The 14,343-nt window shown below is 50.7% G+C and carries 12 protein-coding genes; 10 read left to right on the top strand and 2 right to left on the bottom strand.

Annotated elements, in window-relative coordinates; genetic code table 11:
• Nucleotides 1-232 precede the first annotated feature (232 nt).
• A complete protein-coding gene (locus CUJ83_RS14930; RefSeq protein WP_439651974.1) occupies nt 233-3,643 on the bottom strand; it encodes a DNA polymerase II large subunit in 3,411 nt (1,136 codons plus the stop codon).
• A gap of 206 nt (nt 3,644-3,849) precedes the next feature.
• Between CUJ83_RS14930 and CUJ83_RS14925 the strand changes: the two genes are divergently transcribed.
• Together CUJ83_RS14925 and CUJ83_RS14920 are read left to right on the top strand one after the other, a co-directional pair.
• A complete protein-coding gene (locus CUJ83_RS14925; protein ID WP_230743256.1) occupies nt 3,850-4,425 on the top strand; it encodes a 3'-5' exonuclease in 576 nt (191 codons plus the stop codon).
• Nucleotides 4,426-4,630: 205 nt separating this feature from the next.
• Nucleotides 4,631-5,173 (top strand): MogA/MoaB family molybdenum cofactor biosynthesis protein, encoded by a 543-nt coding sequence (locus CUJ83_RS14920; RefSeq protein ID WP_255668611.1) that lies wholly within the window; start codon nt 4,631-4,633, stop codon nt 5,171-5,173.
• Nucleotides 5,174-5,218: 45 nt separating this feature from the next.
• On the opposite strand, the gene CUJ83_RS14915 is transcribed toward CUJ83_RS14920, so the two are convergent.
• Entirely contained in the window at nt 5,219-6,352 is a 1,134-nt protein-coding gene (locus tag CUJ83_RS14915) for a M20 family metallopeptidase (RefSeq protein WP_230743254.1), read from the bottom strand.
• A gap of 138 nt (nt 6,353-6,490) precedes the next feature.
• Between CUJ83_RS14915 and CUJ83_RS14910 the strand changes: the two genes are divergently transcribed.
• The 8 genes from CUJ83_RS14910 to CUJ83_RS14875 all read left to right on the top strand — a co-directional run bounded on the left by CUJ83_RS14910 (nt 6,491) and on the right by CUJ83_RS14875 (nt 14,010).
• A complete protein-coding gene (locus tag CUJ83_RS14910; RefSeq protein ID WP_230743253.1) occupies nt 6,491-7,171 on the top strand; it encodes a DUF4013 domain-containing protein in 681 nt (226 codons plus the stop codon).
• Nucleotides 7,172-7,182: 11 nt separating this feature from the next.
• Nucleotides 7,183-7,836: a precorrin-2 dehydrogenase/sirohydrochlorin ferrochelatase family protein gene (locus CUJ83_RS14905; protein WP_230743252.1), complete on the top strand. Its 654-nt coding sequence runs from the start codon at nt 7,183-7,185 to the stop codon at nt 7,834-7,836.
• 140 nt (nt 7,837-7,976) lie between these two features.
• The gene (hemA, locus tag CUJ83_RS14900; protein WP_255668610.1) at nt 7,977-9,269 is read left to right on the top strand and encodes a glutamyl-tRNA reductase; all 1,293 of its coding nucleotides are present in this window, start codon (nt 7,977-7,979) and stop codon (nt 9,267-9,269) included.
• Nucleotides 9,226-10,200: a porphobilinogen synthase gene (gene hemB, locus CUJ83_RS14895; protein WP_230743250.1), complete on the top strand. Its 975-nt coding sequence runs from the start codon at nt 9,226-9,228 to the stop codon at nt 10,198-10,200. The genes hemA and hemB overlap by 44 nt, the downstream gene beginning before the upstream one ends.
• Before the next feature lie 97 nt (nt 10,201-10,297).
• Complete coding sequence (hemL, locus tag CUJ83_RS14890) at nt 10,298-11,572, top strand: glutamate-1-semialdehyde 2,1-aminomutase (RefSeq protein WP_230743249.1); 1,275 nt, start codon at nt 10,298-10,300, stop codon at nt 11,570-11,572.
• Nucleotides 11,569-12,504, top strand: coding sequence for a hydroxymethylbilane synthase (gene hemC / locus CUJ83_RS14885; RefSeq protein ID WP_230743248.1), 936 nt, complete (start codon nt 11,569-11,571; stop codon nt 12,502-12,504). Before hemL ends, hemC begins: the two co-directional genes overlap by 4 nt.
• Nucleotides 12,488-13,243, top strand: coding sequence for a uroporphyrinogen-III C-methyltransferase (gene cobA, locus CUJ83_RS14880; protein ID WP_230743247.1), 756 nt, complete (start codon nt 12,488-12,490; stop codon nt 13,241-13,243). The genes hemC and cobA overlap by 17 nt, the downstream gene beginning before the upstream one ends.
• Entirely contained in the window at nt 13,240-14,010 is a 771-nt protein-coding gene (locus tag CUJ83_RS14875; RefSeq protein WP_230743246.1) for a uroporphyrinogen-III synthase, read from the top strand. Before cobA ends, CUJ83_RS14875 begins: the two co-directional genes overlap by 4 nt.
• Nucleotides 14,011-14,343: the final 333 nt, after the last annotated feature.

The raw sequence follows: 14,343 nt of genomic DNA, 5'->3' as shown, positions 1-14,343 counted from the left end.
ATAGCTTGTATACCTTTTGTTGTGGCACTTAAAAGCCTTTTCCATACGGAAATCAGGGGGATGAAAGTTTAAAAGGCAAAGGATCCTGAGGAAAAGCGCCAACAAAGCTCCGATCTTAGAGATATTAAGGATAATAAGCGAATGTTAAGGCATTAGTTATACATTGATCACTTTATTAATTGCCCCTATACACATAAGGCTTAAAGGAATAGGCCCTTTAAGCTTATATTGCTCACATAAAGTCTGCGAGCCCCATCTGTTTTGACTTATCGTTCTGGAAAAGGCTTTGTATGGACAGTTCCAGCAGCTCCAGCCTCTGTATGGTATATTTCGGCACGCCGTATTCTCTCGCTATGGACAGGGACACTTCCATGTACTTGGTCACAGCCCCCTCATGCACCGTCAGTATTATCCTGCCGCCCTTACACTTCGGGCACGTACCGGTGAGCGGCGGCCTTCTGAACTTCGCTCCGCACTTAACGCATCTCATCTGCTGGGTGGAAAAGGCTCTCAGGTTACCTATCAGGTCCGGGAGGAAGTGGGAGTTTATAACTCTCTCGGCAACGTCCTTCTCGTCGACAGCCCTGAGGCGGCGTCCAAGTTCCAGCTGTGCTTTTAGCTTATCTTCCATTGTGCCTAACGTCTTGTAGGCTGAGTTTGCAGGGCCTGCGGCAATGTCGCTTGTGCCGTGCGTGAACATGAAGCCTTCGTACTGTGCAGGAGTCCCGAGCCTCTTTGAGACAAGGTCTATTATCTTTTCCACATCCTTCGGGGATTTGAAGTCCCTGGTTGCCAGATAGAACTCTCTGGGATAGCGGGCCATTACGTCTATGTTGTGTGACTCTTTATCGATCTCCTTGGGGTCTATCCTCATGGAAAGCACAAGCGGGGCGTCCATCTTCCCTCCCCTGCGGTCCGGAAGGTAAGATAATGAGAAATTTATGAGACCGTCGAGGAGCATCATGACGCAATCCTCGTCACCGTCACAGTTCCTTCTTTTTGCCGCGTGGAAGAACGGGTGCGCGTATCCTGCGGACGCGTTCGTAAAGCCCAGTATCCTCCCGAGCACGCCTGCCGAAGTATGCGGGGCAAGCCCTATTACGAGCTGGCCTATAAGATCATCTTCGCTGCTCACGTTGTAATACGCGGGCAGGTGGTAGAACTTCTCCAGAAGATCATCGATGAACGCGCACACTTTTATGAGATATGAGGAGCAGTCGTGGGATAATATTATGTCCTGGACCCTTAGCTCTATGACCTGTTCAGGTGATGTTATGGGCTCTCCATAGATGTCCTTATCATAGCCCAGCCCTTTCACCTTCTCGACCGTGAGCCCGACCTCTCTCGGGATAAAATGGGTGATGGGAACGTCGCTAAGGTCATACCTGATGGTACCGTCCTTGAACACGTACACGTCATGCTTTGCCCTCAGTATGCCTTTTTCAAGCGGCTCGGGCGTCTTCTCTTTAGATATAAGTCCCTGTACGCCTTTCAGGATGTCGAAATTTTCCCTCTCCCCCAGGTCTTTGAGGGCCTTTGCATATAACGCCTTTATATTCACTTTTTGCATCACGTTAGACGTTGTGGGCTTGCCGCACCGGGGGCACGTCTCTGTCTTTAATCCCTCTATCTTACAGTCGGGGCACCCGTAATACGGCACCGTATGGGCTCCGCAGTCACATATGTTCTTAATGGTGATAGCCCCGCAATCCGGGCATCTGCGCTTACCCATCTCGACCTCGATCTCGCCGATCTTATCGCTTAAAGATTTGCTATAGGAACTGGCATCCAGCAGCGACCTCCTTGTGCCTCCCGCATCCCCGACAGGGAAAAGTACATGCACCGGGGGCTTCATCTCCCTGAGCTTACTTTTTTCCGGCCTGCCCATCCTTGCCCCTATCCTCGCCGGCGCCCTTTCCATGACGGTGACGCCGCTCAGCGTCGATACCGCATTCCACGGATGAGCGTCAAGGCTGTCATAGGGGCTTTTATCTTTTACCGAAAGGTCCGTGTCCAGGCCAAGGCACCTTGTCAGCGTATATGTATAGTCCGGGGGAATGATGACCTTTTCATCCCTGACCTTTTGAATGATGAGAAGTAATTCCAGGATACGTTTTGAACGAGGCTCGAGCGGTAATATGAGCTGTCCCTCCTCGATCCTGCCGTTCTTGCTAATGTATTTTGAAAGATATACGACATCTTCGGTGGTGATGTCATGCCACATGTATGTATACTCAGGATGCAGCGGAACGTCGTACTTTTCCGAAATTTCGAACGCGTCTTTCGCGGTTTTTATCTCAACTTTTTCAGCGGTCTTTAAAGCCAGGTCCTGCGACCACCATTCTTCAACGTATGGTGACGGCACGAACGTGTGATTGTTCTCAAGAAAATCGCCATAGTTCAATATGATCTCGCCGTTGTCTAGTATTTCTGTGATGTCGTTCCTAATGGCGATAGCGGACTTTACATCGTCCACGTATACTACGTCGCCGTTAAACAGCTTTACTGTCGGCCCTTCAAGGCTGTCCACAGGCACCATGGCTGCAGCCTTGCCCGGCCTCTCCACCTTTAGCTGGGTGCCGGTCGCGATGAAATCATCCATAATGATCATGGATGCGGGATGGATACCGGCCGTCGCGAAACCGGTATTCCTTGAACGCCCATACCTTAGCCTGAACCCGCCCGGCCTCGACGGATGCCCGAATACGGGCCTGCCAGCGATCAGGTCCGCCAGAAACTTATCCTTGGGCTTGATCTTTTTCTCATCTTCCTTGCTTCCCTCGCTGGCCGCGGGCTTCGAGCCGGCGATGATCTTATCAAGGAACTCCCACCCGTCAAACTTTAACTTATCGACGTGCTTCTTGACCTTCGGAGCTTTAAGTATGATGCCTTCCGCTATGACCAGCGCTATGCCGCCCCTTACTCTGTTCGTCTCTATCCTTTCGAGGTTCCTGTATCCCTGGACCTCCTCCTGCTCGGTGGGCTCGCCGTCGATACATATGGGGCAGTTTCTAACTATAAGCCGTATCTCGTCGTCAGTCGGGGTATACTGCAGGCTGGCTATGGACTTGTATAGCATTATCTCCTCGACATAGCGCTCCACCTCGATATCCCTGGGCTTATACGGGGCCAAACCCACTTTACGCCTGACATAGTCCGCCGCAAGCACTGCCAGCGCTTCTGCCGTACCCCCTGCGCTTCTTATGGGGCCCGCAAAATAGACCTTGATATAATCAGTACCGTCGTCGTTTTTTCCGAGCGATACCTGTGAGATGCCTTCCAGCGGCGCCGCGACCACGCCTTCGGTCAGAACCGCGACCGCTGTGCGTATCGCACACTGTATGGCGTCCACTTTTTTATCGAACTTACCCACAAGACCGGCCGCAATGTCCGCGGCCACCTGAAGCGAGGCCTCTTCCCTGGACATCTTCTCTTCGCAGAACCTTATATGGACTGCAAGTCCTTCGACACCCATCAATACTTCAACCCTCTCCGCCAGGTCCGTGGCCGAAGGTACCTCTGACTGTAGCGCGGGGTCATATCCCTGCGCACGGGCTTTATTGGCTATATCCCGGCATTTCAGGAACTCGTTTTCCAGCTTTTTAAAATAGAGTTCCTGGGCTTCACTGGTCTTAGGGATCATGCTCATATCCATATATTGCCTGCTAACAAATAGATTATGGCATAATTAAAAATAATTTCATCCCGTAAAAGGTCCGAAATTATGGATAAAAGATGCGAAGAGGCCGGATCCTGGTTGACCTGCCATGATCGTTTTCGAGACTAAAAACATAATGATTAATAAACTATTAAGCAATCTATTATCCATCAGTCGCCAGGTGCATAATAATGGTAATTTTAAGCGTTATCGATACAGAGACCACAGGGCTCGGGATATTCAACAGGGGATGTCCCTGCCATGATGATCATGCCATAAGCCTGGGCATGGTGATCGCGGACGTGGACGTGGATACCAGGAATATAAAATGTCTGGACAGCATGTACTCCCTCATATGCATCCCGGACCCTTCCCGCGCCGAGGACACGTACATGATACACGGCATCAGGAGCGAGGAAATAGAGAAAGCCCCGTCCCCTGCCGAGGTCTGTGAGATCTTCCTGGGCATGCGGGAGCGCTACGGTTTCCAGTATGCGGGAGCATGGAACCATGAGTTCGATAAATATTTTATAAGGAGGACATTCAAGCTGTCGGGCTTAAAAAAGCCTGCCCTGAACTGGGTAGAGATGCAGCCCAGAAAATTTGCAAAGCTGGACCATTACGTCTCTTCAGTAATTTATCCTGAGATAAAGGGGCTCGCAGGCCATAATGCATTAAATGACTGTCTTCGCGCCCTCGGGGTATATGCGACGCTCGGCGGAATGGAGCTTGATATGTCCCTGTTGAAGGGGAAAGCGCTGCCATAGGCCGGCCGCATGTAAATACATTGATATTTGTCCTTAATATATCAGACAAACCAACAATTTTTTTATGGATCAGTTATCGGCCGGGCAATCAATAACATATATATTATACTTATTTTATAATATATTTTAGGCATACATACCGCTGGTTTTAAAACAGCGTATACCAATCATATATTCATACAGATGAAATTTTTGGGGTGATATCCTGGGAAACGCTTCTCATGAGAAACATAAGGAAGGATCTAAGGGGAAATCATATACTTGCGGCGTCTTGACCGTAAGCACATCACGCTATGATAAATACGGCGACTCTGACTCACCGGAAAAATGCGAGGATGAATCGGGCAAGATCATTCTGGATGCCCTTAAGGGTGCAGGGCATAAAGTCCTGTACAGGCTTCTTTCGGACGACCGTTTAATGATCGAAAGCACGGTCATGGAGATGTTCAAAGATTCCGGCGCCGATGCAGTGATCGTATGCGGCGGTACCGGCCTGACGGCAAGCGACGTCACGATAGAGGCCATAACTCCTATGCTCCAAAAAGTAATACCCGGGTTCGGCGAGCTTTTTAGGATAAAAAGCTATGAGGAGATCGGCACCGCAAGCGTGCTTACCAGGGCCATGGCAGGGGTCGTTGAGGACAGAGTGGTATTCTGTATCCCCGGATCCCCGAACGCTGCAAGGCTGGCCGTAAAAGACCTTATAATACCGGAACTTGGACATATAGTCTCTCATATAAGAAAATAGTGCGAAAATTCGGGCCGTCTGGTAATTACGCCGGAGACTGATGCTTTAACACAGCAGGGAATATGCTATGCCCTCATAAACGTCAACGGCGAGCCCGAGCTCTTTTACGTCTATATATTCGCCGATCACATGGGCTTGTTTCAGGCTGCCCGGGCCGAACACTATTGTCGGTATGCCGACGGACCTGAAAACCCACATATCGCACCCCGCCGGGAAACCTACGGGGGTTCTGCGTAAACCATTTTTCGAAAGGACGTCAAGAGCGGTCTTTACTATTTGCTCTCTCTCGTCTACCTTTGAAGGGGGATAAGCGCATAGCAGTTCGATCTCCATGTTTGTCCTTAACCGTTTACTGATCTTATTGACCAGCTTTTTTAGGTCTCCGAACGCGCCATCTATGGTCTCGCTGGATACCAGGCGCCTGTCTATGTATAAATTACATCTTTCAGGTATGACATTGATGCGCTCGCCGCCATGGATCATCGTTATCTCGAACGAGGACCTGCCCAGCATAGGATCAACGTTCTTGCTTATCCTCTGACCGTAAGAATCCAGCATGTTAAGGGCTTTCCCCATCAGCGAGATGGCGTTGACGCCGCGGCGCGGGCTTGAACCATGGGCCGCTTTTCCATGCACGGTTATCACAGGCCTTATAGCGCCTTTGTGGGTGATCGCGACATCCAGTCCGGTAGGCTCGCCTACTATGACCGACTCCGGCTTGAACTCCTCAATGAGCTTTTTTGACCCGAGCGAAGTGCCCGTCTCTTCTTCGACCACGGCCGCGATCGCTATCGAGCCGTTAAGCTTTTTTCCCGAGGCTTTCACCCTCTGCACGGCTTCCATCATTGCTGCCAGGGAGCCTTTGGCATCGGTGGAGCCTCTGCCGTATATCCTGTCATTATCCTTAACCGCTTTAAAAGGGGGTGTTTGCCATTTTGACTCGTCCAGGGCAGGGATCACGTCCATATGGGTGGTGAGCATTAGCCTGATAGGGCCTTCTCCCAGCTTTCCGATTATATTGTACCTGTCAGAATCCACATGCTGAGAACATACTTCAAGGCCGATCTCTTTAAAAGCGAACTCGAGCAGGTCCTTCATCTGTCCTTCATAGCCTGTAATGGATGGAATTGCTATAAGGTCGCGTAAAAATCTCTCCGCAGGAGTTTTAAAAGCGCTCATTCACGCTCTCGTAGGCTTTACTAATATGTATCGTTTGCGCTAAATAGGATTAAAAAGAATATGAATAAATCTCGAAAATGACATTTAAGCTTTACAGGTAAAATATATTTTACGATAATAGCTATAAGGATAATTATAATGGTAAAGAACGATGACTTCCTTGAGACCGTGGTCTCCTCGATCCGGTATGCTTTCTCCAATATGGGCTCCTTGCTTATCGGGGGCATCGTTCTAACATTATCCCTGTTGATAATCGGCCTGCCGTTCTTCCTCGGATATATGACGCGCTGTATCCGGGAGATCATACGGGGTAACGGGGTACTCCCTGACTGGGACGGTATCGGCGATATTTTCGTGAACGGCATAAGGATGACGATCATCTTTTTAATATACGCGGCGATATACGGCCTTCTCGCCATGGTGCCCGCTATACCGGTACTTGCTTTCCAGTACCTTGGAATAGGGTATCTTGCATGGATCAGCACGGCGATAATGATACTGACGCTGGTCATATTGTCCAGCGTTTTCGGCGTCGTGTTCTTTGCCTCATGGGTCATCTTTGCGAACACAGGGAGCATTAAGGTAGCAGTGGCGCCTCATGAGATCGTCGCCCTTATCTCGAAGAACCCCTTAGGCTATCTCATAGCCATCATAGCCTCTGCGTCAATGGTCGTCCTCGGCGGCCTGTCAATGGCGCTTTTCGTCACGATACCGTGGGCGGTGTTCATCATATGCTCGGCCATATCCTATATCTTCGCGAAATATTACCAGAACACGATGAACAGGACAGAATATAACGGGCCTCAGACCGGCCTGTAGAAGGTATCAGTATGGGAACGATAATACCTCTTTTCATAGACCTCGAAGGGCGCAATATCATCGTCTTCGGAGGGGGCGGAGTGGGCGAGAGAAAGGCCAGGCTATTCAGCGCAGGGAATGTCCGTGTGATCAGCGCTCATTTCACTCAAGGACTGGAAAAGATGGGCCAGGACGGCATCATAAAGCTAGAGCGTCGATCCATCGTACCGGAAGATGTCCCGGGGATCATAGGAGGCGCGTTCCTGGTGATAGCCGCTACCAGCGATAAGGCCCTGAACGATGATATTAAGAATATCGCAGAGAAGTCGGGCGTGATGGTGAATAACGCGACAGGGGAGTCAGGCATCATAGTGCCGTCAGTACTTACGAGGGGGGATATTACGATAGGAATATCTACGGGCGGCAAAAGCCCGGGTATGTCCCGGTATATCAGAGAGACTCTCGAAGATGTGATAAATGAAGATCATGCGGCCATGGTAAGGCTGCAGGACTCCGTCAGGGAGTCTTTAAAAAGTATGGTCCCCGACCAAAAAGAGCGTGAAAGGCTACTCTGGAAAATACTGGAGGACCGTGAGATCTGGGATGCGTTAAGCGTTTCTTACGATAAGGCCCTGGATATGGCAATGGAACTTATAAAGGGATCGTTAAGATCCGGGCGGACTTAAGCATAAACGCACAGATCGATAGCTCACTAATATATTACTATACATTCCAATCCCTTGCGTAAACTATATTGAATATCAGTGCTATGATTTTATACAGATTTGTTACCAAATGATATTATTAAACGAAAAAAAGTGATTCCATGCCCTTCATCTCCAGTATGTCCGCAAACCATCATTGGGCAAGTGTGGACGAAATTGAGCGCGTAAGGTTCAAGGACGTCGACAGTACCATACGTAAGCTCATATCTTTGCCAGGCGTAAGCGAGGCAATGGTGTTACAGACCTGTAACAGGGTCGAAGTTTACGCGGTGGCGGACGATCCTGATGCATTAAAGAGCTTCACTATAGAAGAAGGCATGCCTTTCAAGACCTTCAGGTTCTTCCTGGACGACGACTCACTGTACCATCTGCTGAGGCTGGCGTGCGGCATCGATTCCATGATAATCGGGGAAGACCAGATACTGGGGCAGCTTAAAACATCATTTTTACTATCACAAAAGCACGGTGCAATGGGTCCGACACTTTCGACCGCGATCCTGAAGGCGATCAGCGTCGGAAAACGAGCCCGGCAGGACACCCGTATTAACAAAGGCTCGGTGTCGATAGGCTCTGCGGCTGTCGATCTTGCCGAAGACATCCTGGGGTCTCTGGACGATAAGGTCATACTTGTAGTGGGCGCCGGGGAGATGGGAACCCTCGTAGCTAACGCCCTTGCAGAGAAAAAGCTTAAGGCCATATATGTCGCGAACCGCACTTTCAAGCATGCGGAAGAACTGGCAGGCCAGCTCGGAGGCATCGCGGTAAAGCTTGACGACATAAGTGACTATCTTATCCCCGCGGACGTCATCATATGCGCGACTGCAGCGCCGCATCTTGTAATAACCAAAAGGATGCTCGAGGAAAAAATAAATGAGCGCGGGAATAAAAAATTATTGATCATCGATATAACGAACCCGAGGAACGTCGAAGAGACTGTGTCCGACTTTGAGGTCGTCCAGCTTCATAACATCGACAGCCTTAGGCGGATCAGCGACGCCAACCTTGAAAAACGACACTGCGAGATCGCCCAGGTCGAGGTAATAATCAAAGAGGAGTTCGTCCTGCTAAAACGGGAATATAAACGGCATCAGGCGGACAGGCTCATCAGCGATCTGTACAAGAGGACTGACGACCTGCGTATGGCTGAGCTTAACAGGGCGGTCTCAAAGCTCATCTCCAGCGGCGGGCTGACCGAAAAACAGATGGAGATATTATGCGACTTTTCGTTCTCGCTAACGAATAAGATACTGGCAAGCCCGACAAGGCAGCTGAGGCTGGCGGCCGAGAAAGGGGACGAGGACCGGATAAAGGCTGCTATGACGCTATTTGATATCGACACGGAGGAAATAAATGAACTATCCTATAACAAGGCCAAGGCGGTTAAGACAGAATAAGGTCATCCGGGAGATGGTAAAAGAATTCTCCCTTGACATAAAGGACCTGATCTGTCCGATCTTTATCGATGAGACCATCGAGACAAGAGTTCCCGTAAAGTCGATGCCCGGCGTCGAGCGAATCCCGCTCAAGGACGTCGGAGAAGAGGCGGACATAATAGAAAGCATGGGGATCCCCGCCGTCATATTATTCGGCATACCGTCACGTAAGGACGATACCGGGAGCGAGGCCTGCGCTCCGGGAAATGTGATCGAGACAGCGGTAAAGGCGATAAAGAAAAAGAACCGGGACCTTTTAGTAATTACCGACGTATGCCTCTGCGAATATACTACACATGGCCATTGCGGTCCTCTTGACATGGAAAAAGAGACGGTCAATAACGACGAGACGCTGGACCTGATCGCCCGCGTCGCGGTCAACCACGCAAAGGCCGGCGCCGACATAGTCGCTCCTTCGGGCATGATGGACGGGATGGTCAACGCGATCCGGAGCGAGCTCGACTTTTTCGGGTATAAGGATACTATCCTCATGTCATATGCCGCAAAGTACGCTTCCTCCATGTACGGACCGTTCAGGGACGCGGCCGACTCGGGATTTTCCATGTTCGACAGGCAGACATACCAGATGGATGCCGCGAATTCCGACGAGGCTATGCGGGAGGTAAGGATGGACATCGAGGAGGGGGCTGACATAATTATGGTAAAGCCCGCGCTGTCTTACCTCGACATCATCTACCGCGTCAAGTCAGAGTTCAGGGTGCCTGTAGCGGCATATAACGTAAGCGGCGAGTACGCAATGATAAAAGCTGCCGCATCGAACGGGTGGCTCGACGAGAACAAAGTCGTCCGCGAGACCCTGCTTTCCATGAAGCGCGCCGGTGCGGACATGATAATCACATACTTTGCGAAAGACCTTGCGAAGATGCTATAATGCCGGAAGCATAAAGTTTGTTAATCCGGCAGAGTATCTTTCGCATTAATATGCCAGTTTATTGACATCAAAGAACATTTAGCAATAGGTGACAGTTATGAAGCAAGACCTTTCAAGATCGATGTTCGAAGAAGCACAGGGACTTTTCCCCGGCGGGGTATCAAGCCCCGTAAGGGCTATCAAGCCTTTTCCATTTTATACCAGGTCGGCTAAAGGAAGCCATATCACAGACGTTGACGGTAACGAGCTCATAGATTATTGCCTCGGCTACGGCCCTCTAATACTCGGGCATGCCCACCCCTACATTATGGAGGCCATAAGATCCCAGCTTGAAAAAGGCTGGCTATACGGAACTCCTTCCGAGACCGAGATACAGTACGCCAAAAAAATAAGGATGTACTATCCGAGCATGAACGTCATGAGGTTCGTAAATACCGGGACGGAAGCGACGATGGGCGCTATAAGGGCGGCAAGAGGCTTCACGGGAAGGGACAAGATAGTGAAGATCGAAGGCGGCTTCCACGGAGCCCACGACGCGGTGCTCGTAAAGGCAGGTTCAGGTGCCAGCACCATAGGGGTGCCCGACTCTCTAGGAGTCCCGGTAGACATTGCAAAAAATACCCTTCAGGTGCCTTACAACGACGTGCTCGCCATGGAAGAGGTACTGTCCGCGCATAAGGATGAGATCGCATGTGTCATCATGGAGCCGGTCATGGGCAACATGGGCCCCATACTCCCGAAGGACGGGTACTTAAAGGCCGTGAGGAACATAACACGCGAGTACGACACGCTGCTCATTTTCGACGAGGTCATAACCGGCTTCAGGATCAACATGTTCGGAGCTCAGGGATACTACGGGATAGATCCGGATCTTACGACGCTCGGAAAGATCGCCGGAGGCGGCCTGCCAATAGGCGTGTTCGGCGGAAGGCGCGACATCATGGAGACGGTCGCTCCGAACGGAGGCGTCTACCAGGCCGGAACGTACAACGGCAATCCCATGTCGCTGACTGCCGGCATGGCAATGGTGGATTTCCTTGAAAGGGAAAGGGTCCATCATAAGGTCAACGAGATGGGCAAGGCCATGTGGCAGTCGCTGACGGACGTCGTAAGGTCCATGAAGCTCGATTATACGGTCTCTGGCATATCGTCCATGTTCCAGATATTCTTCGGCCCGCAGCCCGAGAACTATACGGACGCGCTCAAATGCGACAAAGCCAAATTCATGGAGTTCTGGAGGCATATGCTGGAGAATGGCGTGTTCATGCCGCCGTCCCAGTTCGAGACCAATTTCCTCTCATATGCACATACGAAGGAAGACCTTGAGAGGACCGTGTTCGCATTCAAGAAGTCTCTGGGAGCCATAAAATGAGGGTTGGTACCCGGGGAAGCAAACTCGCGATGGCGCAGGCCGAAAAGGTATGCCGCCTTTTAAAAGAAGCGGGCGTTGACGCAGAACCTGCCACTATAAAGACCTCGGGCGACATCCAGGTCGACAGGCCGCTTCACGCCATCAAAGGGGGCTTTGGAGCTTTTGTAAGGGAGATCGACGATCACCTGATAAAGGGAGACATCGATCTTGCGGTCCACAGCCTCAAGGACGTCCCGACAAAGCGTCCCGAAGGGCTGGTGCTTGCCGCAGTACTCCCCAGAGAATCCGCCCTTGACGTTGTCATAACGCGAGACGGCAGAAAGCTCTCGGAGCTTGGCGAAGGCTCCATAGTGGGCACTTCGAGCACAAGGAGATCAGCCCAGATAAAAAGGCATTATCCTCATTTGCTCACAAAGAACATCCGCGGCAACGTTGACACGCGCCTGAGGAAGCTGAACGAAGGCGAATACGATGCCATCATGCTGGCGGAGGCGGGCCTTATAAGGCTGGACATGAGCATCCCTGTGGAGCGTCTTGACCCTTACACATTCGTGCCGTCAGCCAACCAGGGCGTGATTGCCATCGTGACGAAGAAAGACACGGACGCGTTTTTCGCCGCCAGAAAGCTCAACCATATGGAGACCTGGATAGAGACGCAGGTCGAGCGTATCATCATCTCGAGGCTGGAAGGCGGATGTGTGGTCCCTATGGGCGCATACGCGTGCATGGTCGGGGATGAGCTGGACGTTATATGCGAGGTATTGTCGCTTGACGGAAGCCAGCAGGTCCGTGTCAGGGATACCATCCCGGTTGAAGGATACGAGGAGCATGCGGCTCGCATCGCCGAGCGGCTGTCGCTTGCGGGCGGTAAGGCGCTGGTGGATGCTGCCAAGAAAGAGCTAAGAGGCGTTACCGATGAACAGTGTAACTAAAACAGGCAAGGTGTACCTGATCGGCGCGGGTCCGGGAGACCCAGAGCTATTGACCAGAAAGGCGGAACGTATCTTAAAAGAAGCCGACATCATTCTTTATGACGCCCTGGTCAGCGAGGGCATTAAAGAGCTTTTCAATAAAAAAGCAAAGCTGATAGACGTCGGTAAAAGAGCGGATAACCACACCTATCCCCAGGCAGAGATAAACCAGATGCTCGTGGACTTCGCTATTGACGGGTATAATGTCGCAAGGATAAAGGGCGGGGACCCTTACGTCTTCGGCAGGGGCGGTGAAGAGGCCGAGGAATTATTGAAGAACAGTATCTCTGTCGAGGTGGTACCGGGAATAAGCTCGGCCATAGCAGCCCCGGCCTATGCGGGTATACCTGTGACGCATAGGGAATACTCTTCCTCGCTCACGGTTATCACGGGCCATGAAGACCCGACTAAAGGCGAATCCGCATTAAACTTCAAAGCCCTGGCAAAAATGCAGGGAACTATCGTAATTCTGATGGGCATAAAGCGGTTGAAAGATAACGTCGATGCCCTTATATCCGGCGGAAAATCCCCTGACACTCCTGTTGCAATAATAGAGAAGGGCACGATGCCCGATCAGAGGCTGACCACGGGGACGCTGGGCAGCATAGTCAGTATCGCCGCAGAAAGAAAAATAGAAGCTCCGGCCGTAATAGTGATCGGGGACGTCGTCAGGTTAAGCGGGGTGCTTGGTAAGAAATGAAAAAGATCGCAGTCACAAGGCCAAAAGTGTTCTTGCCGGCGACGATAGAATATCTCCGCTCAAAGGGGCTGGAGCCCGTCCCTGTCCCGATGATGGAGATGGTGCCCAGGAAGGACGGAGGCGTCGAGGCTTTTATTAGCAGGCTGAATTCCGGCGATGTAGATACAGTCATCCTGACGAGCCAGAACGGCGTGCGTTTCATCATGGAACAGGCAGGGGACGCCAATGAGTTCATTGATAAGCTTAATTCCGTAGACGTGCTGGCCATAGGGCCGAAGACCAATAAGGTTCTTGCCGAATTCGGCATTAAGGCTGACCGTATGCCTTCCACTTTTTCAAGCGAGGGGATCGTAAAAGAGTTCTGCTTTCATCTTGCGGGAAAAAAGGTAGAAGTGCTTCGCAGCAACCAGGGCAACCCTATACTTATAACCGGCCTGACCGAGAAAGGCGCCATCGTAAAAGAGACGATAATCTATGACATCGTCCCGCTGAGCGGCAGGGAGCAGGAAGGATTTGTCCGAGAGGCAATATCGGGCGATATAGACGCTTTCACGTTCACCAGCACTATGACAGCAAAGAGCCTGCTGATGATGGGTGAGTCCATGGGCATGCTTAATGAACTGAAGGCTGCTATCAACTCGAAAAAAGTGGCCGTGATAGGTAACCCGACGGCGGACTTCCTGATAAAGAACGGCATCCGCGTCGATGTGGTGCCTGAAAAGTTCACGTTCGAGGATATGATAGAAGAGCTTGAGAAAGTGCTGTGAAAAGAGATTTGTTGAGGCAACTGATTTTTGTAAAATTTTCAGATCTAACCAAGCCCGGAAATTTTTTTTTACTGTTCTGATGTAAGGCCCGGGCTTATTCCTTTGACAAAAAGGTATCTATCTGCTATGAATATTTGAACTATCACTAAGTAATGTTCCCTTAATTCCTGGTGATATTATATCTTCTCTTTCACCACAAAGGAACACCAGTAGTTCCGTTGGTGTGTGAGTGGTTGTTCGGTGTTTTTGTTGGAAGGCGTTTTCCTCTTGTGTTGAGATATTTTTCTTTTTATGGGATTAAAAAGTGTTTATATCTCTGAGGGTTTGCCTTCC

It is taken from the genome of Methanooceanicella nereidis (assembly GCF_021023085.1).
Taxonomy (GTDB): domain Archaea; phylum Halobacteriota; class Methanocellia; order Methanocellales; family Methanocellaceae; genus Methanooceanicella; species Methanooceanicella nereidis.
This window is presented reverse-complemented; position numbering and strand designations above follow the sequence as displayed.

Bases quoted from the DNA above. Each gene is read 5' to 3' on its own strand.
- CUJ83_RS14905 (WP_230743252.1), top strand. From the start codon at position 7,183: ATGGGAACGATAATACCTCTTTTCATAGACCTCGAAGGGCGCAATATC.
- CUJ83_RS14910 (WP_230743253.1), top strand. From the start codon at position 6,491: ATGGTAAAGAACGATGACTTCCTTGAGACCGTGGTCTCCTCGATCCGG.
- CUJ83_RS14875 (WP_230743246.1), top strand. From the start codon at position 13,240: ATGAAAAAGATCGCAGTCACAAGGCCAAAAGTGTTCTTGCCGGCGACG.
- CUJ83_RS14915 (WP_230743254.1), bottom strand. From the start codon at position 6,352: ATGAGCGCTTTTAAAACTCCTGCGGAGAGATTTTTACGCGACCTTATA.
- cobA (WP_230743247.1), top strand. From the start codon at position 12,488: ATGAACAGTGTAACTAAAACAGGCAAGGTGTACCTGATCGGCGCGGGT.
- hemB (WP_230743250.1), top strand. From the start codon at position 9,226: ATGAACTATCCTATAACAAGGCCAAGGCGGTTAAGACAGAATAAGGTC.
- hemA (WP_255668610.1), top strand. From the start codon at position 7,977: ATGCCCTTCATCTCCAGTATGTCCGCAAACCATCATTGGGCAAGTGTG.
- hemL (WP_230743249.1), top strand. From the start codon at position 10,298: ATGAAGCAAGACCTTTCAAGATCGATGTTCGAAGAAGCACAGGGACTT.
- CUJ83_RS14930 (WP_439651974.1), bottom strand. From the start codon at position 3,643: ATGATCCCTAAGACCAGTGAAGCCCAGGAACTCTATTTTAAAAAGCTG.
- hemC (WP_230743248.1), top strand. From the start codon at position 11,569: ATGAGGGTTGGTACCCGGGGAAGCAAACTCGCGATGGCGCAGGCCGAA.
- CUJ83_RS14925 (WP_230743256.1), top strand. From the start codon at position 3,850: ATGGTAATTTTAAGCGTTATCGATACAGAGACCACAGGGCTCGGGATA.